Source organism: Marinimicrobium sp. LS-A18 (genome assembly GCF_000463525.1).
GTDB classification, from domain to species: Bacteria; Pseudomonadota; Gammaproteobacteria; order Pseudomonadales; family Cellvibrionaceae; genus Marinimicrobium; species Marinimicrobium koreense.
The window spans coordinates 1,382,762-1,403,317 of sequence record NZ_AWEP01000002.1; the positions used below are offsets into that span (position 1 = coordinate 1,382,762).

Below are 20,556 nucleotides of genomic sequence, written 5' to 3' on the forward strand. Positions count from 1 at the left end.
ATGGGAATGGCTCCCAAGCCCCCGGAAAATACCGAACAGGCGCAACACATCAAGCGCAAACTGTCGATTGCCCGTGCCCTGGTGCTGGCCACCTACTCGGGACTGCTCCTGATGTTCACCCTCCTGACGCTGTTCAAGGCCGAGCCCAACTGGCCGCTATGGATTGTGCAGGTGGTTCCGCTACTGATCTTTGCGCCGGGGCTGAAGCGTGGCTATCATCGGACCTATAGCTGGCTGTGTTTTGTGGTGCTGCTGTATTTTACCTGGGCCGTGACCAACACACTCTCGCCACTGGCCTACTGGCGCGACTACCTGGCGGTGGCGCTGACCGTGATACTGTTCTCCAGCGCCATGATGGCCAGCCGCTGGCGCCAACAATGGTGGCTCTGGGAAAATCGCCACTGACTGCCTATTGATAACCACAACCGCTCTCACTTCAGGATCGAAAGGACCGACACCGTGACCTACGACGACCAGACTCCTCCTCCCGCCCGCAAACGCCGCGGGTTCATTCGCCGGTTTTTCGGCTTCATCGGACGAAGCATCAGTTGGTTGCGGGTGGTATTGGGCAACCTGATTTTTCTTCTGGTGTTGCTGTTCGTGGTACTCGCGCTTCTCCCCAAGGAGCCCCTGGTGTTGCCGGACGAATTTGCCCTGACTCTGGCGCCGACCGGTTACCTGGTGGATGAGGAAAGCTACGTTGATCCCGTGAACATGCTTCTCAGCGGCAGTGATGACGCCCCTATGGAAACGCCGATTCGCCCACTGATTCAGGCCATCGATGCCGGGCGCACGGATCCAAGAGTCAGCGGCCTGGTGTTGGAGCTGGACGGACTTCTGGGTGGCGGCATCAGCAAGCTTGAAGAGGTGGGCGCGGCCCTGCAGCGATTCAAGGACAGCGACAAACCGATCATCGCCCTGGGCAGCCTGTACACTCAGGAGCAGTACTACCTGGCGAGCTACGCCGATGAGATATACCTGGATCCGATGGGCTCGGTACTGCTAACCGGCTACGCCAACTACCGCAACTATTTCAAAAGTGCCATGGACAAGCTGTCCGTGAACTTTCACGTCTTCCGGGTCGGCAAATACAAAGACTTTATCGAGCCCTATACCCGGGATGACATGTCGCCCGAGTCCCGGGAGCACAACAGCGAATGGCTCAACCAGCTCTGGGGTGTGTACACCAGCCGGGTGGAAGCATTGCGCCAATTACCCAGCGGCGCCGTCAATGACTACATCCGCAACATGGATGTTCAACTGGCGTCAGTGGGCGGTGACAGCGCGCAACTGGCCCTGGAGTCTCAACTGATCGACGGGATTCTGAGCCACCGAGAGCGTCAGCAATTGCTGACCGAACGCTTCGGTCACAGCGACTACGGCGATCATTACAACGGCGTGGGCCACCGGACGTTTTTGGCCGATGTCCGCCGCCAGTCCCCCAGCCCGGCGAACGACCGCGTCGGTCTGATCGTCGCCTCCGGTACCATCTCCACCGGCGAGCAACCCGAAGGCAGTATTGGCAGCGACAGCTTTCTGCAACGGCTGCAGCAGGTCCAGGATGACCCGAACATCAAAGCACTTGTTATCCGCATCGACAGCGGTGGCGGCAGTGCCTATGCCTCAGAAGTCATTCGCTCCGAAATCGCCGCGCTGCGGGCGGAGGGCATGCCGGTATTGGTCTCCATGGGCAGCATGGCCGCCTCCGGGGGTTACTGGATGGCCGCCGGCGCCGACGAAATCTGGGCAACGCCCACCACGCTGACCGGCTCCATCGGCGTGTTCGGCGCATTGCCGACTTTTGAGGACAGTCTTGAGAAAATCGGTATTCATGTCGACGGTGTGGGCACCACACCCCTGGCCGGCTCCATGCGCCTGGATCGCACACTCACACCCCAGGCCAACCGGATCATCCAGCAGACGGTGAATCACATTTACCAGCAATTTATCGACCTGGTAGCCGAGGCCCGGGGACTGACGCCCGAACGGGTGGATCAGTTGGGTCAGGGCCGCGTCTGGACAGGGGCCACCGCTCAGGAATTGGGGCTGGTGGACCGGCTGGGCAGTCTGGAAGAGACCCTCGCCGCCGCCGCAGAGCACGCTGAGCTGGACGACTACGAGGTACGTCAGATCACCCGCCCGCTGGCGCCCTACGAACAGTTTCTCAAACAGCTCAGCGGCAGCGCCGTGAGCGCCTGGGTGCCGCAGGTATCGGGACCGGAGTGGTTGACGCCGAAGCTGAAGAGCCAGCTCGCGCCGTTACTGGAACCTCTGCGGATGTTGAGCGAACTGGATGATCCAAGAGCGGTATACGCACGGTGTATGGAGTGTCTGGCGCCTTAGCGGTATAGCGTTGAGTAACGGCGGATGCGGCTTTCAGCCTTATCCGCCCTACGCAACCCGCGGTGCCAAACCTGCCATTACACGTACGCAACCCACCTGCGGTCCGTAGGGCGGATAAGCCGAAGGCGCATCCGCCGTCACCCCAATCCCAAACTCACCAATAACTCGCCCTAATCCCCTCGAACATACCGTTGACTCAACCGGGTCAACAACGTGGCTGCCACACCAATCGCCAACCACACGGGGTCCACCACAATCGCGAGAAACACCCCGTCAATAATCCCCATGCTCGCAATCATCCAGGGAATCACCGGAAAACCAAACCCGTTTCGACGACTGTTCTCCCAGCGAGCCACCACAGTCACCGCCAGGGTATAAACCGCTTGAATGCCGCCCGCCAGCCACACCAGTGCGGGCACCTCCCCCACCAAGGCCACTGCGGTCACCGCGTAAACCCCAAGCCGGGTCAACGCCATCAGAAACACCGTGCTCCAGTGTTTTTTGTGCAGCGCATCGTACAGAACAATCACCAACAACAACGCCAGGCCCGCCAGGGGTGCCCGGTCGTCCGGGGCAAAAAACAGAAAGACAAAGCCTGTGGCAAACAGCCCCAACGCAATACTCAACACCTGCCGAGGCCGAACCCGCCCCGAAGGAATGGGACGATAAGGCTGATGCTGGGTATCCCAATCCCGATCACAATAATCGTTCAGCGTCATACCACCGGCATAAAAACAGGAAATGGCAAAGATCAACAAACCGATGGTGTAACTACCACCAACGGTAGCACTGACCAACACCGCGGTCGTAAGAATATTCATCCACACCGTCGGCAGGTTACTGACCCGCCCCAGGGCTAACAGGGTTTTTACAGAAGGCATAACACTCTCTATCCGGTTAAAGTTGAGAATTGGCACGGAGGCCGTGCGAGGGGTAGACCGTTTACAGACTCTCGGACGCCTACATGGATGTAGGTGGTAGAGCGACGCAGGAGCCAAAGCCGAGACAAGGATGTCGACGAGAAGCCCCCAGGGACGGGTTCACGGCGGGTCTGTAAACGGTCTACCCCTCGCACGGCCGGACCTGAATCCAACTCTCCACCAAACTACTCAAACAGATGCTTCAACATAAGATCACAGACATCCGTCGCCGGCACTCTTCCGTCGGGAATCAACTGCGGTTCAGTGCTCATCAGCAAAGGCAGCGACTCCGGCGAACCATCACTCACCCCATGGGAACCTTTCACCAACTCCGGCGCAACGGCAATCACATCCATTACATAACGAAAGCCCAGTTTCTTCTGAGCCACCCGACGCGCCGCTTTCAATTTCGGAAACCGCAGTTTCGGGTCAAAAAACAACTCACAGGGATCGAAACCGGGCTTGCGGTGAATCTCCACCTGATGAGCGTAATCCGGCTGGCGCTCATCGTCCAACCAGAAATAATAGGTAAACCAGCTATCGGGCTTCGCCAGCAGCACCAACTCACCGCTGCGCTCATGATCCAGCCCCAGTTCGGCCTGTTCGGTTTTATCCAGAACCCGATCAATGCCTTCCACCCCTTCAAAGACCTGGCGAACGGCGGGAATATCATCGGGGTTGTGCACATAGATATGGGCAATCTGGTGGTCCGCCACCGCGAAGGCGCGGCTGCTGAAGTAATCCAGATACTCTTTACCCAAATCCACCTTCACCGACACCATGCCCGCCTCACGGAGTAGTCGATTCGGGTGCACAGCTCTGTTGACGTTCTGAATACCGTACTCGGACAACACCATCACCCGGCAACCGCGCTGTTCAAAGAAATCGAGCAGATCGCCCACCAGGGTATCGATTTCCTTCAGGTCCTGAACGATATCGCCATCGGGCCCCTCTTTCTGGAGCACATAATCCAGATGCGGCAGGTACACAAGCTGCAGGCTGGGCTGCTTCTCTTCTTCAATATACTTCGCCGCATCCGCAATCCACTGGCTGGATTTGATGCTGGTCATAGGCCCCCAGAAGTTGAACAACGGGAAGTTGCCGAATTTTTCACTGAGGGTGTGGCGCAGCTCCAGCGGGCAGGTATAGCAGTCCGGCTCTTTGCGGCCATCGGCGAGGTACAGTGGGCGCGGAGTCAGGGTCCAGTCGGCATCGGTGGCCATGGCGTACCACCAGAAGGTGTTGCTGCAGGTAAAGCTCGGGTCGCGTTCTTTGGCCAGGTGCCACACTTTGGGACTCTGTACCAGCTTATTACTTTGCCGCCAAAGCCAGACTTCGTTCATGTCCCGAAAATACCAACCATTAGCCACAATGCCATGGTCTTTCGGTGACTTACCAGTGGTGTAAGTGGCTTGGGCAGTACAGGTAACGGCGGGAATGACCGGTTCGATATCGGTAGCCTGATCCCGAAGTCTATTCAGGTTCGGGGTATGTTCGCCCAATAATTTTCTCGTGAGACCTACGACGTTAAGGACAACGGTTCTGTGCATTTCTATACTCGTATTTTCGGCTTGGTGAGGAGCGAGCCATCCGTAGGGCGGTTCAAGACCCGCCGTAAACCCATCCCTGGGGGCTTCTCGTCGACATCCATGTCTCCGAGAGTCTTGAACCGCCCTACGGATGCCTCGCTTGCACGTTTCTAGCGTAATTCTTTAAAGATCTTGAACAGACTCCGGACCGATTGCGTCGAGCGTTCAGTCACAATCCAGTAGTTGGTTTACCCACATTAGCTCTCGAGCGATACTCTCCCCCACCGAATCCGTCTTAAGGTGTTCGGGCAAAACGCCAAAGCTGTAGGTTTCCACTTCCAGGGGAATATCAGTTGCCAGTTTGGGCAGCAGTGTTTTCAGAAAGCCCTGGGTGGTGCCGCAGTCGCCCAGGTGTTCGAGGAAGATCGGTACGTGGAAATGGACTCGGCACTCGGTTGGCGTCAGGCCGGCTTCCATAGCCGCTTCGAATTCGGGTAAGTCGGAGAAGGCGTGTAACGTTCCATCGTTGGTTCGGGCCATGGCCTGGTGTAAGTAGACCGGCTCATTGAAGCCTTTGAGGTGCTCGACTTCTTCCGGAGTGTCGGCCTGTAGGGCGCTCGATACCTGGACTTTGGCGATGGGGATTTCGGCTTCGGCCAGGCGTTGCAGGCAGGTGGCCGGGTCTTCGAATTCGACGGCCTGGTGGCAGCAGTCGAAGCACACGCCGAGGTGGGCGTTTTCGGCCAGGCTCAGACGCGGGCGCAGGCGCTGAAAGAAGTCCAGCAGTTCGTCGGTGGTTTCCAGTACGCAGGCCGGTTCGGGTTCGATGGCGAGCATCAGGTGTACGCCGGTGCTTCGCTTCAGGTTGGCGAAGTGGGCGAGCACGTCCTGGATGTGGCCGAGTACGGTGTTCCAGTCTTCCGGTGCGAAGCCCTGTTTGAAGGCGACCGGTACCGTGGATATCGACAGCTGTCGGGCGTCCGGTTGCAGTTGTACGGCGATATCGCCGAGCTGACAGGTGTAGCGCACGCGCTCCTGGTCGCGCCAGTCCGGCAGGTAGACGTTTTCTTTGACCCGCTCGTTGTGGAAGGCGCCGTAGGGAAAGCCGTTGATGGTCAGCAGATAGGCGTTGTGTTCGCGACACCACTGCTGAAATTCCGCAACGGCCTGGGCGTCCACTTCCGTCGCCGCTTGCCCGGCAATGCGCAGCCCCAGAGGAAAGGGGCGCTGGGCGCTGTCGCCCAGTCGCTCCATCACTTCCAGCCCGTGGCTGTTGAGGTTGTGCATCACATCGGCCCAGCCTTCGCCGGGGTGGATGTTGCTGCAATAGGTGAGCGGTGCGTTCAGCTTGGCCATTGGTTCTCCAGCAATTGCTGACGGCACTGGTGCATGGTGTCCAGATCAATGTGGTCCACTTCTTCCGCTTCGCCTGCCGCGTTGAGCAGGGTAATACACAGCTCGCCGCCCAGGTGCTCACGAAAGCCCTGCAGGGCCGCATCGATATCCAGTGCTTCAAGTGCGGGGTGACGCAGGGTGAAGCCGACGCCTTCGAGCGTGTCGCGAATCGCCAACAGGGTGTGCGTATCGATGGTACCCATGGCGTGGGAGTACAGCGAGTCCAGGGCAATGCCGATGGCCACCGCTTCGCCATGGCGCAGCTCGGAGTTGGAGAGTTCTTCCATCCGGTGGGCGCCCCAGTGGCCGAAATCCAGCGGCCGGGCACTACCCTGCTCAAAGGGATCGCCACTGGTGCGGATATGGTTCAGATGCAGCTCGGCGCAGCGGGCGATCATATGCTCCATGGCCTTGGGTTCAAACTCCCCCAGACGATGGCGCGCTTCGTGTAGCCAGTGGAAGAACTCGCCATCACGAATCAGCGCGACTTTTACCGCCTCGGCGATGCCGCAGCGGCTGTCCCGCTCGGACAGGCTGCTCAGCAGGTCATAGTCGTTGATCACAGCGTAGGGCGCCGCAAAGGTGCCCAGGTAATTTTTCCGGCCCCGGTAGTTGATGGCATTTTTCACGCCGATTCCGGCATCGTTCTGGGCCAGGACCGTGGTGGGCATACGAATCAGCCGGATGCCGCGATGCGCGGTGGCCGCCGCATAGCCCATGGCATCGATCACGGCACCGCCGCCAATCACCAACGCAAAACTGTGCCGGTCGATCCGGTCGGTTTGGGTGCGCTGATAGAACTCATCCACTTCCACCGGGTCGTTCTTGCAGATCTCGCCGCCACGCACCATCAGAGGCGGCTCAATCAGCTCGATCCGGTCCGCGTGAGCCTGGGCGTAAGCGCGCATACGCTCTACCAGATCCGGGTGCCCCTTGAGTACCTGGTCATCAATCACGGGCAGAACCCGGTGACGTTTTTTACCCGCAAACGCGAGCACCTTGAGCAACACATCGCTCTCGGGGTTGAAGGTGTCCCGGTTGAAGTACACCGGGAACTCGTGCGTCATGGTAAACGCCTGGTGAATCTGCCACATGAGTTGCTACCGCTTCTTCTGCAATCAGTTGGGCACCGGCTCATCGACGCGGGGTTGTTGACCGCGCAGCACAGTGTTGTCGTTATAGGATTGGCGCTGGTCGATCACCGCCGGCCGGGAGAGCTCGTCGATGTCGATCTGACCGGACTGGGCGTAGGCGTCCAGGGCGTTCTGCCAACAGGTCAGCTCAATGGCTTTCTCTTCGATACCGCGCTCGCGCATCAGGTTGGCGGTCTTCGGTACCGACAGCGGATCGCTCACGCCCCAGTCGGCGGAGCTGTCGACAATGATGCGTTCCGGCCCGTATTTGCGGACCACTTCCACCATCCGCTCAGAGCCCATCTTGGTATTGGGATAAATGGTAAAGGCCGCCCAGGCGCCGCTGTTCAGCACATCGTCCACGGTCTCTTCGTTGTTGTGGTCAATCACCAGCTTTTCCATGGGAACGCCGATCTCCCGCGCCACATCAATGGAGCGGATGATGCCGTTTTTCTTGTCCCGGTGGGGGGAGTGCACCATCACCACCATGTCGTGCTCGACGGCGAATTCCAGTTGGCGCTGATAGATGTACTCTTCGGCCGGGGTGATCTCGTCATAACCGATTTCCCCGATCGCCACGACCCCTTCTTTCAGGGCAAAGTTGGGCAGGATCTCCAGCGCCTCTCGGGCCAGGCCTTCGTTGTTGGCCTCTTTGGAGTTGATGCCGATGGTGCAGTAGTGAGCGATACCGAACTGGGAGGCGCGGAAGCGCTCCCACCCCACCAGGCTGGCGAAGTAATCGATGAAGCTGCCCACGTTGGTGCGCGGCTGGCCCATCCAGAAGGCCGGTTCGATGACCGCGCGAATCCCTGCGGCGGCCATGTTCTGGTAATCGTCGGTGGTGCGACTGCTCATATGAATATGCGGGTCAAAGTACTGCATAAGCACGCCTCTGTTATTCGGGTACGTTATTGATCAAGCGGAAGGCAGCTCGGCGAACAGGGGCGCAAACTGCGCCTGTTCGGAGCGCCCTGCGGTCGCGTTTTGCCAGTAGGGTAACACTTTCGGGTCGGCCGGCTCGACCGACGCCAGCCACTGCGTCTGCCCGGCACGGGCTGCGCCCAGCAGCATCGCCTGCTGTTCAGTCGTCGTAGCCTCGGGCCAATGCTGCTCCAGAAGCTGGCGGACCCGCTCCGGGTGATGAGGGCCCAGGCAGAGCCAGAGCCCCAGGTGGTAGTAGCGCCCGGCGCTATGGCGCTCTTCGGCCCAGTCCAGCGCCATCCGGGTCAGCTCCGGGGTAAGTCGCTGATCCAGCCCGGACACCCGGTACAGCGGGCAGTCCAGAAACAGCGCCTTGATCACCAACTGGTGCCAGGCGGTATCGTCGAAGTGGGTGACCGGATAGGGCGAGTCCAGGGCAACGGCTTCAAACACCGTCAACATATTGGTACGGCAGGCTTCGGCCGCCCGCCAGGTAAACCGCTCGCCGCGCGGCAGCAGGGGCAGGCTGCGGTAAAGAGCGCAGGTCTCCCCCTCGTCGGCAAAGCGGAACAGCGCCTCGAACTCCTCGGCAAAACTCGCCTGCTCCAGGTCGGGGCGCGCCAGAATCAGGTTGATGCGCAGCAGCTCGAGCCGGTTCCAGGCCCGGGGGCTCCAGCCCGGCAGCGCGCCTTCAGCGGCGGCCAGCTCCGTGTCGGTCAATCCAAGAGGCTGGCGTTTGGCGTGCCGGCTGGCCATGGCCAGGAGGTTGGCAAAGGTCTGACCCTGGGCACCGTCGGCCACCTGGCCCTGCGCTTTGGCCCAGAAAGCCCGGCCGGACTCGGTCAGATGCTCATCCAACAACGCCTGCAATAATTGATGTACTGAATGCTCCGATGCCACTGCCACTACCTATAAATCATATAATTAGACGCTGGATTATACGCAAACGGTCAAGGGTAATCGAGTCACCCCAAGAAGGTAACCCCAGAATCGTAAGGAATCGTTTAACCCGCCCGGTCGCCCCACCCCATACGGGCAACCAGACGCCCACAATTGCAATTCAGGGCATTTTCGGCAAAGCTTGCGCCTTTTAACAACCCGAACGACACGCCTATGCCCTCCAAAAAGCTCAACAAAGGCTCCTCCGGCCAGAACCGCAAAGCCAGTGAACAGTATATGGACAAGTTTCGTCAGAAGCCCGGCGTCCAAGAGACCGATTCCGGACTGCTCTACCGGGAGGTGGAGCCCGGCCAAGGCCTGACGCCCACCATGGACGATAAGGTGGTGGTCAACCAGCGCATTCAACTGGTCAACGGCAAGGTGATTGGCGACACCTATCAGGAGGGAATGCCCGATACCTTCTGGATGAAGGAAGCCATCGCTGGTATTCAGGAGGGGTTACAACTGATGCAGGAAGGCGCCCGCTACGAGTTCGTGGTGCCGCCGGAGCTGGCCTGGGGCAAGAAGGGGGTGGGCAACAAAATCGGGCCCAATGCGGTGCTGATCTTCGACCTGCGCCTGATGGAAGTGGCGTTCGACTAGCCCCGGCACAACGTTGCGCTGCGCCGGGGCTCGCCTAGCGCGCTACAACTGCAGTGGTTCGCCGTTGAGACTAACGGACTCGGTCTCGATGGAGGAGACATTTTCCAGAATACCCAGCTCATCGGCATGCTTGATGGTGACATCGTGCAACGTCACCCCGCTGATGGGCGCGCGCTCAAAGCCGCGCAGATGGAACACCCGCTCGGCATTCTCTACCACCATGTTACTGACATGGAGATCCTTCACCTTTGGCAGGTAGTCCCCGGCATCCCCCTCCTCATAATAAAAGTTGATCACGAAAACATCTTTCACCTGTCCGATCACGATATCCCGAATGGCGATATTCTCGATCAGCCCACCTCGCACCGAATTGGTCTTGATGCGCACTGCGCGGTCCAGCACCGGGCTGTCCATATGACAGCGACGAGCAAACACATTGCGCGCACCACCCGAGATTTCACTGCCAATCACCACCCCACCGTGACCGGCGCGCATCTGGCAATCCTGAATCACAATATTCTGGATCGGTGTGGCCAGACGGCGGCCATCGGCGTTTCTGCCCGACTTGAGCGCGATGCAGTCATCCCCGGTATCGAACAGGCATTTTTCGATCAACACGCGGTTGCAGGACTCGGGGTCACAGCCATCGGAGTTCGGGCCGTGACTGACGCATTGCACACCTCGCACAATCACGTCTTCAGACAGCACGGGGTTGAGCAGCCAGAAGGGGGAGTTGCGGATGGTCACCCCCTCGATCAGGACGCGCTTGCAGCGGTAAGGCTGAACAAAGGGCGGACGCAGGTAATTGTCCTCGAACACCCGGTCCTCGACCGGAACCCCCTGCTCTGCCATTTCAAACAGCGGCGTGCGCGTGTGCTTCTGATCCTCTACCGGATCAATGGGCCACTGAGCTCGACTCCAGCGTCCCTTCCAGGGCCACCAGACAGTATTGGAGCCATTGCCCTCCAGCACCCCTTCGCCCGTCACCGCGATGTTTTCCTGCTCGTAGGCGTAAATCAACGGTGAGTAACCCATCAGCTCGACACCTTCCCAGCGGGTAACCACATAGGGCTTGTAGTACTCGGGGTCAGTGTAGAAAGACAGCACCGCCTCTTTCTGCAGGTGCAGATTGACGCTGGACTTCAGGTGAATGGCGCCGGTGTTGAACTGCCCCGCCGGAATCACCACCCGGCCACCGCCAGCGGCGGCACAGGCCTCGATGGCTCGGGCAATGGGACCGGTGTTATCGGTTTCGCCATCGCCCTTGCCACCAAACTCGGTGACCAGAAAATCCCGTTTCGGGAAGTCTGTTCGTGCGATATTGTCGATGATGTCGTCGGCCTGCTTCCAGAGCGCCTCATCGCGCCCAGCGTAGGCGGGGGAAGTTGGAGAAGTGGTGCTGCATCCGGCCACCGGCATTAAGCCCAAGGCACAGGAAGACAGACCCAGCGCCTTCAGGCTGCCGCGTTTCTGTAGATCGATCATGTTTTCTATCCCGTCGGTTGATTGACTTTAATAAGTAGTTTTTATGACTCATCCGTGATCAAAGCCCTGCTCGTGTCGGCAGAGCCAAGGGGAATATTGAGACAAAGTGGAGGGAGTTTCAAGAAGTGTGCAAACGGGAGGATTGCCTGGCGATCTGTCGAACCAGAGGGAGGTTCTTACCTTCCGAACACGCATAAAAAACCCCGCTTCTTGCGAAGCGGGGTTTTCTGTATGTGGCGCACTCGGGAGGATTCGAACCTCCGACCGCTCGGTTCGTAGCCGAGTACTCTATCCAGCTGAGCTACGAGTGCGTCGTCAACGGGGGCGAATATTAGAGATCTGAAGGCGGTTCGTCAAGTGTTTGATTGAAAAAGTTTTTTTTGGGTCGGGTTGTAGGGTTGGGTGACTGCGGCAAAGTTGGTTTGGTTCCGGCGGATGCGCTTCGCTTATCCGCCCTACCCAACCTGTTGTGCCACCCGTAGGGCGGATAAGCGAAGCGCATCCGCCGTTGCCCGTGGGTGGGGATATACCAGAGCACATCCATGTGCCCTGTCCCTGCGGGACGCCTTCGGCGGTACCGAATGCTCCCGGCATTCGGTCGAACCCGGCGAGGCTTCTCACCCTCCCCTAACGGCCATAAAAAAACCGCCCCCTTCCGGGGACGGTTTTTGTATGGCGGTGAGGGAGGGATTCGAACCCTCGAACGGTTTCCCGTTACACACTTTCCAGGCGTGCGCCTTCAGCCACTCGGCCACCTCACCGTAAAATCGAATTGTCTGTTCTGAACCGGTATGTTTTCATCAAGCCGATTAAACGACCTGCCGTTCAGAGGGTGCGTAATGTACACAAGTGGCGTACTAAACGCAACGCTATTGGCCCGGCCAGGGGTGAAAAAATGTCTCTGGATTCACTGACTTGGGAGGCTGAGGAGGTTTGGCGGGGGTTCCCAGGTAGAGGAAGCCCACGATCTGCTCCAGCTCGCCGAGGCCCAGCCCTTCTTTCACCACCGGATGGTAGGTCATGGCCCCGGTGCGCCAGAAGGCCCCTACCCCCTGGGCGAAGGCGGCGTTGAGCATGTTCTGTACGGCGGCGCCGGCCGAGATCAGTTGCTCGACGTGCGGCACCTTGGGGTTCTGCCGGCAGGCGGCAATGGCGACGAGAATCAAGGGCGCGCGGCGTGGTTTGGCGCGCAGGGATTGTTGATCGGGTTCCGGGGTATCGGGCGTGTCCTTGAGCATCGCCTGCACGAACAGGTCTCCCAGTCGATCCAGCCCTTCATCTTCAATTACCAGAAAGCGCCAGGGCTGCATCAGGCCGTGATCGGCGGCGCGCAGGGCGGCGCGGTAAATGGCGTCGCGCTGTACATCGTTGGGCGCCGGTTCGGTCAATTTGGGGGAGGAAACCCGTTGGTGCAATACGTCTAGTGCGTGCATAGGAGCCTGTGGTCGAATCAATGGGGCGGGAATGATAACACGACTTTATCGGTTGATTTAAGCGCCATTTAGGCGCGGTTAACCGCTGTTCGTGGACTTTTCGCGTAAAAAAACGTCTAATAGGACCCTCAAGGAGTGATACGCGACTCCAGGACCGACCTTGCCACTTGAAAACCATCCGGCGCCCTCACGCTCCCCAGAGACGCTATTTAGCGAGCGTATTGCGTCGAGCAGGACAGCATACAAGGTTTCCCGATAACAATGACTAAGAACTCAGCGCATAAAAAGCCCGAAGAGGCTCAAGCGGAATCACCGCTTCACCAATACTATTTTCGATCACTGATCTGCTTTGCCGCCGCCGGCACCCTGGCGTCCTACATTGAATGGTCGGCCATCCAGCCCGTGTATATTGGCACCATTGTTTTTCTGCTGCTGTACACCTACCTGACCTACCACTTCACCCACACGCTGGATCGCGAAAAACTCAGCCGCGTAACCCGCTATTTGTCCTGGGCCGATGCGGCGCTGATCGGGCTGGTCCTCAGCCTGACCAACTTCAGCCTGCTGCCGCTGGCGCTGTTTCTGACCATGATCCAGTTCAACGCCCTTCTCACCGGCGGACTGAGGCGCTGGGGTGAAGATAACGTGGCCTTTGCCGTCGGTATCCTGCTCAGTTTCCTGGTACACAAACCGCAATGGGTGTTCAGTAGCAGCATTGAAATCAGCGCGGCGAGCCTGATCGGTATCATCACCTACTTTCTGGTGTACGCCCTGTATATGCATCAGAGAATGCGCCGCCTGATCATGAACCAGATGAAGCTGGAGAATGAGCAGAAATGGCACAAGATCCGCTCGTACAAGCTGTCCCGATACCTGCCGCCTCCGGTGTGGCGGGCGATCAATCAGGGCAAGGATCATATGCTTCAGGCGGAGCGCAAGCGCATCACCGTGTTCTTCTCGGATATCAAGAACTTCAGCCAGCTGTCCGAAGAAATGGAAGCCGAGGCGCTTACGGAACTGCTCAATCACTACCTGACCGAGATGTCGAAAATCATCACCCACTTTGGCGGCACCATCGATAAGTTTATGGGTGACGGCATTATGGTCATGTTTGGTGATAGCAACAGCAAGGGCGTCAAACAGGACTGCATGAACTGTGTGTCCATGGCCATCGCCATGAAAAAGCGCATGAAGTCCCTGCAGCAGGAGTGGTACAACCAGGGCATCAAAAAGCCCCTGCAGATCCGGATGGGCATGAACACCGGCTATTGCACGGTGGGTACCTTCGGTACCTCAAGCCATCTGGACTACACCGTGCTGGGCACTCACGTGAACCTGGCCAGCCGCCTGGAGTCCGCAGCCCAGCCCGATGAAATTCTGATTTCCCACGAGACCTGGTCGCTGGTCAAAGACGCCGTCATGTGTCAGGACAAGGGCGAAATCACGGTGAAGGGGTTCAGCCAGCCGGTGAAGGTGTACCAGGTGGCCGGGTTCCGTAAGGACCTGGGTAAAAATCAGAGTTTCTTTGAGGATCGCGCCGAAGGCTTCTCCATGTACCTGGATCTGGAGAAGGTGCGCAATTACGAGAAAGCCAAGGTGATCAAGGCGTTGCAGACCGCCGCCGAAAAGCTCAAGGATAAAGTCATCGTATAACCTTGCTCCGGCGGGCCCGGTCCCGCCGGAGCACCACCAGCCTACTGTCGTACCAGACGCTCAAAATCGGGCGCCGACCCCTGCGCTGAGCTGCGCCAGGGGTTGATATCCAACCCGCCACGACGCGTGTAGCGCGCGAACACCGTCAGAAACTCCGGCTTACAGCGCGCCTGCAGATCGACAAACATCCGCTCAACGCAGTGCTCGTGAAAGTCCTGATGTTCGCGAAACGACACCACGTACTTCAGCAAACCCTCTCGTTCGATTTTTGAGCCGCGATAATGAATTTCCACCGTGGCCCAATCCGGTTGACCGGTTACCGGGCAATTGCTTTTCAACAGATGACTGTGCAGCCGCTCTTCAACCAACTCCTCCCCAGTGGCAAGCAACTCGGGCGCCGGGTGGTAGTGCTCGATGGTAACCGGCAACGCGTCGATACATTCCCCACCCGCCTCGGCTATCGGCAGTTGAGCGTCCGCCACCGGCTCAAGCTGGACGCTGACGTCAGCACCGGCGGCCGCGCTCAAGTCTTGAATCATCTGCGCCCGCACCTGCTCCTGTCCGGCAAAGCGGCTTTGATTGTAGGAGTTCAGATACAGCTTGAATGATTTGGACTCAATCAGGTTCGGACTGGTGCACGGCAATCGAAATTGCGCGACGGCGACGATGGGCTTGCCGCGCTCATCCAGCCAGGAGACTTCATAGCCGGTCCAGAGGTCGGTTCCGTAAAACGGCAGCGCCGACTCACTCAACCCCAGGGACGCCCGAGTCTCGGCCCGGGCGATGGGAAACAACAACCCGGGGTCATAACTCGATGCGTAGGCTGTCTGCTGCCCGAGCGGTCCATGGCTGGTGGATGTGTGCTCACTCATAACGCCCCTACCCTGAAATATTACGCGCGCAGCCGCTTGCCGGTTTTGAGCAGGTGCATGCCAATGGCAAACAGCACCATGACGCACACCACCAGACCACTGAACGCCACGCCAATATTGACGTCCGACACGCCCAACATGCCATAGCGGAAGGCGTTGACCATATACAGAATCGGGTTCAGCTGGGCCACACCCTGCCAGAAGTCCGAGAGCAGGTCGATCGAGAAAAAGACCCCGCCCAGATAGGTCAGCGGCGTCAGCACAAAGGTCGGCACGATGGAAATATCATCAAAGGTGTTGGCGAACACCGCATTGATGAAACCGGCCAGGGCGAACAACACCGCCGTGAGCACCACGATGGACACTGTGATGACCCAGCTGTAGATCGGCAGGTCGGTAAAAAACAGTGACAGGATGGTCACCATAACCCCGATCGCCAACCCACGGGCCACGCCACCGAGCACATAGCCCAACAGAATGACGTAGTTCGGTGTGGGCGAAACCAGCACTTCTTCAATACTGCGCTGAAACTTGGCACTGAAAAAAGACGAGCTGACATTCGAGTAAGAGTTGGTCAGCACCGCCATCATGATCAGTCCGGGCACCACAAACTGGATGTAGTCGAAGCCACCCATCTCGCCGATACGGCTGCCAATCAGCTTGCCGAAAATCACAAAGTACAGTGCCATGGTGATGGCCGGGGGCAACAGGGTCTGAACCCAGATGCGGGTGAAGCGTTTGATTTCCTTACGCAGAATGGTGGTAAACGCGATCCATTGTTCTTTAAACTCCACGACGATCACCTCCGGTCGCTGGTTCGCTGGCTGTGTTCTCTTCGGTTTCTTCAGTGACGGACTCCGCCGGCTCCCCATTGCCGGTCATGGCGACGAAGAGTTCCTCCAGGCGGTTGGCCTTGTTGCGCATACTGACAATATCGAGCCCCTGGGCGGTCAGCGCGTCAAACACCCGATTCAACGACTGACCTTTTTCCAGATCCACCTCAAAGCTGTGCTCATCCAGCAGCCGGGTTTCGAAGCCCTCGATATGTGGCGCTTCCCATACCGAATTGGCGCAATCGAAAATGAACACCTCGCGGTTGAGCTCTTTCAGCAGACTGCGGATGGTGGTGTTTTTTACGATTTTGCCCTGATCGATAATGGCCACATGGCGGCACAGGCTTTCCGCCTCTTCCAGGTAGTGGGTGGTCAGGATGATGGTGGTGCCCTGAGCGTTGATTTCCCGCAGGAACTCCCACATGGAACGGCGCAGCTCGATATCCACCCCGGCGGTGGGCTCGTCGAGAATCAGCAGCTTGGGCTCGTGCACCAGCGCCCGGGCAATCATCAACCGGCGCTTCATGCCGCCGGAGAGCATGCGGGCGGGGGTATTGCGCTTGTCCCACAGGCCGAGTTTCTTCAGGTACTTTTCCGTCTGCACTATGGCGACCGACCGGGGCAGGCCGTAAAAGCCGCCCTGTTGCAGCACGATGTCCTGAACTTTTTCAAACTGGCTGAAATTGAATTCCTGGGGCACGATGCCCACTTCTTTTTTGGCCCGGGAGAAGTGGGTATCAATGTTATGGCCAAAAATTTCCACCTCGCCGCCGGTCTTGCGGACCAGTGAACAGAGAATACCAATAGTGGTGGACTTGCCGGCGCCGTTGGGCCCCAGCAGCGCGAAAAAGTCGCCGGGCTGGACCTCCATGGAAATGCCCTTCAGGGCATGGAAGCCGCTCCCGTAGACTTTGGAGAGATTTCTAATCGAAAGTGCAGCTGTCATAATGTCGGATTCACTCATTCATTTGGGGGCGGCGATGACTCAGCGCCGCCCGGGGAGTTTAGCGTGTCGACTCAGCTCAACCATTACGCGGAAACACAGCATCGAGACTACCATTTGCGCCTGTTGCGCGATTTTATCCAGCAGGCTCAGCAGCAGCCCCCGTTTATTGAGGAAGACTGCCCCGAGGACGACCTGGAGTTTCTGGCCCGCCTGGAAGCGCTCCCCAGAGCCCACCAGGACGAGGACTTCCTGTACCGGGGGCAACAGGTCCTGAGCCGGGTGGTGGCCGCCTACGGCCACCTGGTGCCTCTGCTCCACCGCGACCTGCTCTGGTACTTCGGCGGCGACTGCCTGCATTACATGCCGGATGAAGAGATCGCCAAATACCAGCTCCTGGACGAACGCCGCCACGAAGCCATTGCCGAAGGCCGGGAGTTCTCCTATGAGCACGAACGGGCCAAGGTGTTTGGCCTGCATTAGTCTTCCAGGGTGCCAGCGGGCACGGGAAGCCGCGTAGTTTAGCAGATTCGGATGTAATCGTCTTTTTAACGAGGGCGGTCGCCCGGCGGTGACGGCGGGTGCGGCCTTTGGCCTTACCCGCCCTACGCAAACCGTGAACGCAGGGGGATTTGGCGCCATGTAGGGCACACGGGGGGAATTAGGCACCTTGGAGCGGGACAAACCGGCAGGAAGCCGGTTTGCACAGCCGCAGGCTGCCCGGAGGGCGAGCCACAACGATGTGGCTCGTGAAACGAGACTCGTTTTCCGGGCGGAGCGAAAGCACCCAAATTCCGGACACAAAAAAGCCGGCAACGAAGCCGGCTCTTTCAAATATTGGAGCGGGAAACGAGACTCGAACTCGCGACCCCAACCTTGGCAAGGTTGTGCTCTACCAACTGAGCTATTCCCGCCACATTGCGTAAAATGGCGTCCCCTAGGGGACTCGAACCCCTGTTACCGCCGTGAAAGGGCGGTGTCCTAGGCCTCTAGACGAAGGGGACTAAAACTGGTCTTTAGTGCAGGCTGACGCCAAACGCTTACACTGTATAAACTGGAGCGGGAAACGAGACTCGAACTCGCGACCCCAACCTTGGCAAGGTTGTGCTCTACCAACTGAGCTATTCCCGCAATGGCGTCCCCTAGGGGACTCGAACCCCTGTTACCGCCGTGAAAGGGCGGTGTCCTAGGCCTCTAGACGAAGGGGACCCGGACCTCCCTGAGCGCTGTATGCCGTGGCATTACCCTCAGAAAGTGGAGCGCATTCTAGGGAGCGGACCGGCACCTGTCAACACTTTTTTCGAATTATTCGACCGGGAAAACAACCACTTAGCGACGCCCCTCTTTCGGCCCTCCCGATCATTAGTGCTATACTGCCGTTTTTACGCCAAATTCCCCATTCGACCCGATAAACTTCGAATCAATAACAGCGGCGGCCTATGTCCTCTTTAATGATTGCCAGCATTATTTTCGCCTTGCTCATTGTGCTGGTGGGGTACGCCTTCATTGCCCAGACCCTGGAAAAACGCAAAAAACGGCGCCAACGCCTGCTGACTGCCCTCAAGCACCGTCAACGCAACTTCAAGTACATGGTTTCCGGGTTCCCCGAGGGTCTACTGACCAAAGATCTGACCCTGATCATTTACCGGGCCCTGCTCGATGCCTGCGAACAGCTCAGCCAACTGGAGCCGCGAGAACCGGGCCACATGGAGGACTTCACCTTCTACTCCGGCGAGCTCGAAGCGCTCAAACATCGCGCACCGTCCGAGCGAGCCCGCCCCGCCTCCGCAGAGCAGGCCGTCGAAATCAAGCGGCTGCTGCAGGAGCTGTATCGGTTTATTGCGCACCAGACCGAACGTGGCAATATCGGTCAGGCTCAGGGACAAACCTATAAGGACCAGGTCAAGCGCCTGGCGCTGCTGGTCTCCGTGGATGCCCATGCGGTCTCCGCCCGACAGGCCCAGGCCGCCGGTAAACCCAGGTTGGCCATCCATTACTATAACCTTGCGCGCAAGATGCTGACCCAGGAAAAAGGCGGACAGGGCTTCCAGAAGCAACTGGCCCAGATCAACGGCATCATCAAGAAGCTGGAAAGTCAGTTGGAACAACAATCCGACGCCGGCGCCTCGCCCACCAAAGAAGGCCCCGCGCCGGAAGAAAAGAAAGAGTGGGAAGAGTTCGAACAGGAAAGCGACTGGAAAAAGAAACAGCTGTACGATTGATCCGCCCCCTGCCCCATTTCAGATTATTGCCCCTCATCTAGCTTGATGGAGGCCGAATTGATGCAGTAGCGCAAACCCGTGGGCGCCGGGCCATCGGGGAAAACGTGCCCCAAGTGACTCCCGCAGTTCTTACACATTACCTCGGTACGACGCATGCCGTGGCTGCCATCAAAAGCCTCCTCGATCACCTCTTCGGTTTTGGGCGCGTAGAAACTCGGCCAACCGCAATGGGCGTCAAATTTGGTATCTGAATCGAATAACGGCTCACCGCAAGCGCGACACCGATAGGTACCCTCCGTGAACACATCCCAGTACTCACCGGTAAACGGGGGCTCAGTGCCTTTTTCCCGACAGATTCTATATTGCTCCGGCGACAACTGCTCACGCCACTCGGCTTCGCTACGATTTTTCGGGTCACTCATGAAGACTGCTCCTTGACAGGGGCTGGGAAGAGACGGGATGATTCAGTCATAGTACGGTCTAAACCACCGTAGAGTTTACTTTTCACCCGCCCCCATGGACAAGATACTGTAGATGCGCACCGTCAATAAATCCACCAAGCTCGAAGGGGTCTGCTACGACATTCGCGGCCCGGTTCTCGAGCACGCCAACCGGCTGGAAGAAGAAGGCCACCGAATCCTCAAGCTGAACATCGGCAACCCGGCACCGTTCGGCTTTGCCGCGCCCGATGAAATCATCCAGGACGTCATCTACAACCTGCCCAATGCGGAGGGTTACACCGAATCCCGCGGGCTGTTCGCCGCGCGCAAGGCTATCATGCAGGAAAGCCAGCGGCTGGACATTCCCAACATCGATATCGACGACATTTTCCTGGGCAACGGCGTCAGCGAATTGATCGTGATGGCCATGCAGGCGTTGCTCAACAATGGTGATGAGGTACTCGTACCGGCCCCCGATTACCCGCTGTGGACCGCCGCCGTCAACCTGGCCGGTGGCAAGGCCGTGCACTACCTGTGCGATGAACAGTCCGACTGGTTCCCGGACGTCGCCGATATCGCCAGCAAGATTACCGACCGAACTCGCGGCATAGTGGTAATCAACCCCAACAACCCTACCGGGGCGGTGTACAGCCAGGACGTGCTCGAACAGATCGTGCAACTCGCCCGGGAGCACAACCTGATCATTTACGCCGATGAAATCTACAGCAAGATTCTGTACGACGACGCCGAGTTCGTACCCTTGGCACGTTTGGCTCAGGATGTCTTGTGTGTGAGTTTTAACGGCCTGTCCAAATGTTATCGCCTGGCCGGTTTCCGCTCCGGCTGGATGACCGTCAGCGGTGCAAAGCACAAGGCCAAAGGGTATATCGAG

The 20,556-nt window shown here is 58.5% G+C and carries 19 protein-coding genes and 6 tRNA genes; 7 read left to right on the forward strand and 18 right to left on the reverse strand.

Annotated features, from left to right (window positions below):
• Both N645_RS0106115 and sppA read left to right on the forward strand, forming a co-directional pair.
• Positions 1 to 405 carry a DUF2069 domain-containing protein gene (locus N645_RS0106115; protein WP_081665899.1) on the forward strand — a complete coding sequence of 135 codons (405 nt, stop codon included), beginning with the start codon at positions 1 to 3 and terminating at the stop codon, positions 403 to 405.
• A 54-nt stretch (positions 406 to 459) separates the two neighbouring features.
• Complete coding sequence (gene sppA, locus N645_RS0106120) at positions 460 to 2,343, forward strand: signal peptide peptidase SppA (protein WP_024460631.1); 1,884 nt, start codon at positions 460 to 462, stop codon at positions 2,341 to 2,343.
• Positions 2,344 to 2,513: 170 nt separating this feature from the next.
• On the opposite strand, the gene N645_RS16670 is transcribed toward sppA, so the two are convergent.
• The 6 genes from N645_RS16670 to N645_RS16675 form a co-directional block, all read right to left on the reverse strand.
• On the reverse strand, positions 2,514 to 3,224 hold the full coding sequence (locus N645_RS16670; protein WP_024460632.1) for a UbiA family prenyltransferase: 711 nt from the start codon (positions 3,222 to 3,224) through the stop codon (positions 2,514 to 2,516).
• A gap of 224 nt (positions 3,225 to 3,448) precedes the next feature.
• On the reverse strand, positions 3,449 to 4,813 hold the full coding sequence (locus N645_RS0106130; protein ID WP_024460633.1) for an alkaline phosphatase family protein: 1,365 nt from the start codon (positions 4,811 to 4,813) through the stop codon (positions 3,449 to 3,451).
• Positions 4,814 to 5,017: 204 nt separating this feature from the next.
• Positions 5,018 to 6,148, reverse strand: coding sequence for a metabolite traffic protein EboE (gene eboE, locus N645_RS0106135; protein WP_036159916.1), 1,131 nt, complete (start codon positions 6,146 to 6,148; stop codon positions 5,018 to 5,020).
• The gene (locus tag N645_RS0106140; protein WP_024460635.1) at positions 6,136 to 7,281 is read right to left on the reverse strand and encodes a 3-dehydroquinate synthase; all 1,146 of its coding nucleotides are present in this window, start codon (positions 7,279 to 7,281) and stop codon (positions 6,136 to 6,138) included. The genes eboE and N645_RS0106140 overlap by 13 nt, the downstream gene beginning before the upstream one ends.
• A 24-nt stretch (positions 7,282 to 7,305) precedes the next feature.
• Positions 7,306 to 8,202, reverse strand: coding sequence for a TatD family hydrolase (locus tag N645_RS0106145; protein ID WP_024460636.1), 897 nt, complete (start codon positions 8,200 to 8,202; stop codon positions 7,306 to 7,308).
• A 33-nt stretch (positions 8,203 to 8,235) separates the two neighbouring features.
• The gene (locus N645_RS16675) at positions 8,236 to 9,141 is read right to left on the reverse strand and encodes an EboA domain-containing protein (protein ID WP_152521626.1); all 906 of its coding nucleotides are present in this window, start codon (positions 9,139 to 9,141) and stop codon (positions 8,236 to 8,238) included.
• Between the two features lie 213 nt (positions 9,142 to 9,354).
• On the opposite strand from N645_RS16675, the gene N645_RS0106155 reads away from it, so the two are divergent.
• Positions 9,355 to 9,783, forward strand: coding sequence for an FKBP-type peptidyl-prolyl cis-trans isomerase (locus N645_RS0106155; protein WP_024460638.1), 429 nt, complete (start codon positions 9,355 to 9,357; stop codon positions 9,781 to 9,783).
• Positions 9,784 to 9,825: 42 nt separating this feature from the next.
• Here the strand turns inward: N645_RS0106155 and N645_RS0106160 are convergent, their stop codons facing one another.
• From N645_RS0106160 to N645_RS0106175, 4 genes are all read right to left on the reverse strand, one after another.
• Positions 9,826 to 11,268, reverse strand: a complete 1,443-nt coding sequence (locus tag N645_RS0106160; RefSeq protein WP_024460639.1) for a glycoside hydrolase family 28 protein — start codon at positions 11,266 to 11,268, stop codon at positions 9,826 to 9,828.
• A gap of 234 nt (positions 11,269 to 11,502) precedes the next feature.
• Positions 11,503 to 11,579, reverse strand: a tRNA-Arg gene (locus N645_RS0106165).
• A 362-nt stretch (positions 11,580 to 11,941) separates the two neighbouring features.
• Positions 11,942 to 12,029, reverse strand: a tRNA-Ser gene (locus N645_RS0106170).
• A 108-nt stretch (positions 12,030 to 12,137) separates the two neighbouring features.
• Positions 12,138 to 12,701: a nitroreductase family protein gene (locus N645_RS0106175; RefSeq protein WP_024460640.1), complete on the reverse strand. Its 564-nt coding sequence runs from the start codon at positions 12,699 to 12,701 to the stop codon at positions 12,138 to 12,140.
• A 261-nt stretch (positions 12,702 to 12,962) separates the two neighbouring features.
• Between N645_RS0106175 and N645_RS0106180 the strand changes: the two genes are divergently transcribed.
• Positions 12,963 to 14,354 (forward strand): adenylate/guanylate cyclase domain-containing protein, encoded by a 1,392-nt coding sequence (locus N645_RS0106180; protein WP_024460641.1) that lies wholly within the window; start codon positions 12,963 to 12,965, stop codon positions 14,352 to 14,354.
• A gap of 41 nt (positions 14,355 to 14,395) precedes the next feature.
• Here the strand turns inward: N645_RS0106180 and queF are convergent, their stop codons facing one another.
• Genes queF through N645_RS0106195 form a run of 3 tightly spaced genes read right to left on the reverse strand, consistent with a single transcriptional unit; the run spans position 14,396 to position 17,005 of the window.
• Positions 14,396 to 15,226, reverse strand: a complete 831-nt coding sequence (gene queF, locus N645_RS0106185) for an NADPH-dependent 7-cyano-7-deazaguanine reductase QueF (protein WP_024460642.1) — start codon at positions 15,224 to 15,226, stop codon at positions 14,396 to 14,398.
• A 20-nt stretch (positions 15,227 to 15,246) separates the two neighbouring features.
• On the reverse strand, positions 15,247 to 16,020 hold the full coding sequence (locus N645_RS0106190; protein ID WP_024460643.1) for an ABC transporter permease: 774 nt from the start codon (positions 16,018 to 16,020) through the stop codon (positions 15,247 to 15,249).
• Complete coding sequence (locus N645_RS0106195; RefSeq protein ID WP_024460644.1) at positions 16,010 to 17,005, reverse strand: ABC transporter ATP-binding protein; 996 nt, start codon at positions 17,003 to 17,005, stop codon at positions 16,010 to 16,012. The genes N645_RS0106190 and N645_RS0106195 overlap by 11 nt, the downstream gene beginning before the upstream one ends.
• Positions 17,006 to 17,068: 63 nt before the next feature.
• Here N645_RS0106195 and N645_RS0106200 point away from each other — a divergent pair, with 63 nt between their 5' ends.
• Positions 17,069 to 17,485: a PA2817 family protein gene (locus N645_RS0106200; protein WP_024460645.1), complete on the forward strand. Its 417-nt coding sequence runs from the start codon at positions 17,069 to 17,071 to the stop codon at positions 17,483 to 17,485.
• A 355-nt stretch (positions 17,486 to 17,840) separates the two neighbouring features.
• On the opposite strand, the gene N645_RS0106205 is transcribed toward N645_RS0106200, so the two are convergent.
• From N645_RS0106205 to N645_RS0106220, 4 genes are all read right to left on the reverse strand, one after another.
• Positions 17,841 to 17,916 (reverse strand) — tRNA-Gly (locus N645_RS0106205).
• Positions 17,917 to 17,930: 14 nt separating this feature from the next.
• Positions 17,931 to 18,006: transfer RNA gene (locus N645_RS0106210), tRNA-Glu, on the reverse strand.
• 51 nt (positions 18,007 to 18,057) lie between these two features.
• Positions 18,058 to 18,133 (reverse strand) — tRNA-Gly (locus N645_RS0106215).
• Positions 18,134 to 18,135: 2 nt separating this feature from the next.
• Positions 18,136 to 18,211 (reverse strand) — tRNA-Glu (locus tag N645_RS0106220).
• A 230-nt stretch (positions 18,212 to 18,441) separates the two neighbouring features.
• Between N645_RS0106220 and N645_RS0106225 the strand changes: the two genes are divergently transcribed.
• Positions 18,442 to 19,224 (forward strand): hypothetical protein, encoded by a 783-nt coding sequence (locus N645_RS0106225; RefSeq protein ID WP_024460646.1) that lies wholly within the window; start codon positions 18,442 to 18,444, stop codon positions 19,222 to 19,224.
• Between the two features lie 23 nt (positions 19,225 to 19,247).
• Here N645_RS0106225 and msrB read toward each other — a convergent pair whose 3' ends face one another.
• A complete protein-coding gene (gene msrB / locus N645_RS0106230) occupies positions 19,248 to 19,646 on the reverse strand; it encodes a peptide-methionine (R)-S-oxide reductase MsrB (protein WP_024460647.1) in 399 nt (132 codons plus the stop codon).
• Positions 19,647 to 19,758: 112 nt separating this feature from the next.
• On the opposite strand from msrB, the gene N645_RS0106235 reads away from it, so the two are divergent.
• The coding region (locus N645_RS0106235) for an aminotransferase class I/II-fold pyridoxal phosphate-dependent enzyme (RefSeq protein WP_024460648.1) at positions 19,759 to 20,556 on the forward strand (798 nt) is incomplete at its 3' end.

Coding starts and splice junctions, on each gene's coding strand:
- N645_RS0106115 (WP_081665899.1), top strand. CDS start 1: ATGGGAATGGCTCCCAAGCCCCCGGAAAATACCGAACAGGCGCAACAC.
- N645_RS16670 (WP_024460632.1), bottom strand. CDS start 3,224: ATGCCTTCTGTAAAAACCCTGTTAGCCCTGGGGCGGGTCAGTAACCTG.
- N645_RS0106130 (WP_024460633.1), bottom strand. CDS start 4,813: ATGCACAGAACCGTTGTCCTTAACGTCGTAGGTCTCACGAGAAAATTA.
- eboE (WP_036159916.1), bottom strand. CDS start 6,148: ATGGCCAAGCTGAACGCACCGCTCACCTATTGCAGCAACATCCACCCC.
- N645_RS0106140 (WP_024460635.1), bottom strand. CDS start 7,281: ATGTGGCAGATTCACCAGGCGTTTACCATGACGCACGAGTTCCCGGTG.
- N645_RS0106145 (WP_024460636.1), bottom strand. CDS start 8,202: ATGCAGTACTTTGACCCGCATATTCATATGAGCAGTCGCACCACCGAC.
- N645_RS0106155 (WP_024460638.1), top strand. CDS start 9,355: ATGCCCTCCAAAAAGCTCAACAAAGGCTCCTCCGGCCAGAACCGCAAA.
- N645_RS0106160 (WP_024460639.1), bottom strand. CDS start 11,268: ATGATCGATCTACAGAAACGCGGCAGCCTGAAGGCGCTGGGTCTGTCT.
- N645_RS0106175 (WP_024460640.1), bottom strand. CDS start 12,701: ATGCACGCACTAGACGTATTGCACCAACGGGTTTCCTCCCCCAAATTG.
- N645_RS0106180 (WP_024460641.1), top strand. CDS start 12,963: ATGACTAAGAACTCAGCGCATAAAAAGCCCGAAGAGGCTCAAGCGGAA.
- queF (WP_024460642.1), bottom strand. CDS start 15,226: ATGAGTGAGCACACATCCACCAGCCATGGACCGCTCGGGCAGCAGACA.
- N645_RS0106195 (WP_024460644.1), bottom strand. CDS start 17,005: ATGACAGCTGCACTTTCGATTAGAAATCTCTCCAAAGTCTACGGGAGC.
- N645_RS0106225 (WP_024460646.1), top strand. CDS start 18,442: ATGTCCTCTTTAATGATTGCCAGCATTATTTTCGCCTTGCTCATTGTG.
- msrB (WP_024460647.1), bottom strand. CDS start 19,646: ATGAGTGACCCGAAAAATCGTAGCGAAGCCGAGTGGCGTGAGCAGTTG.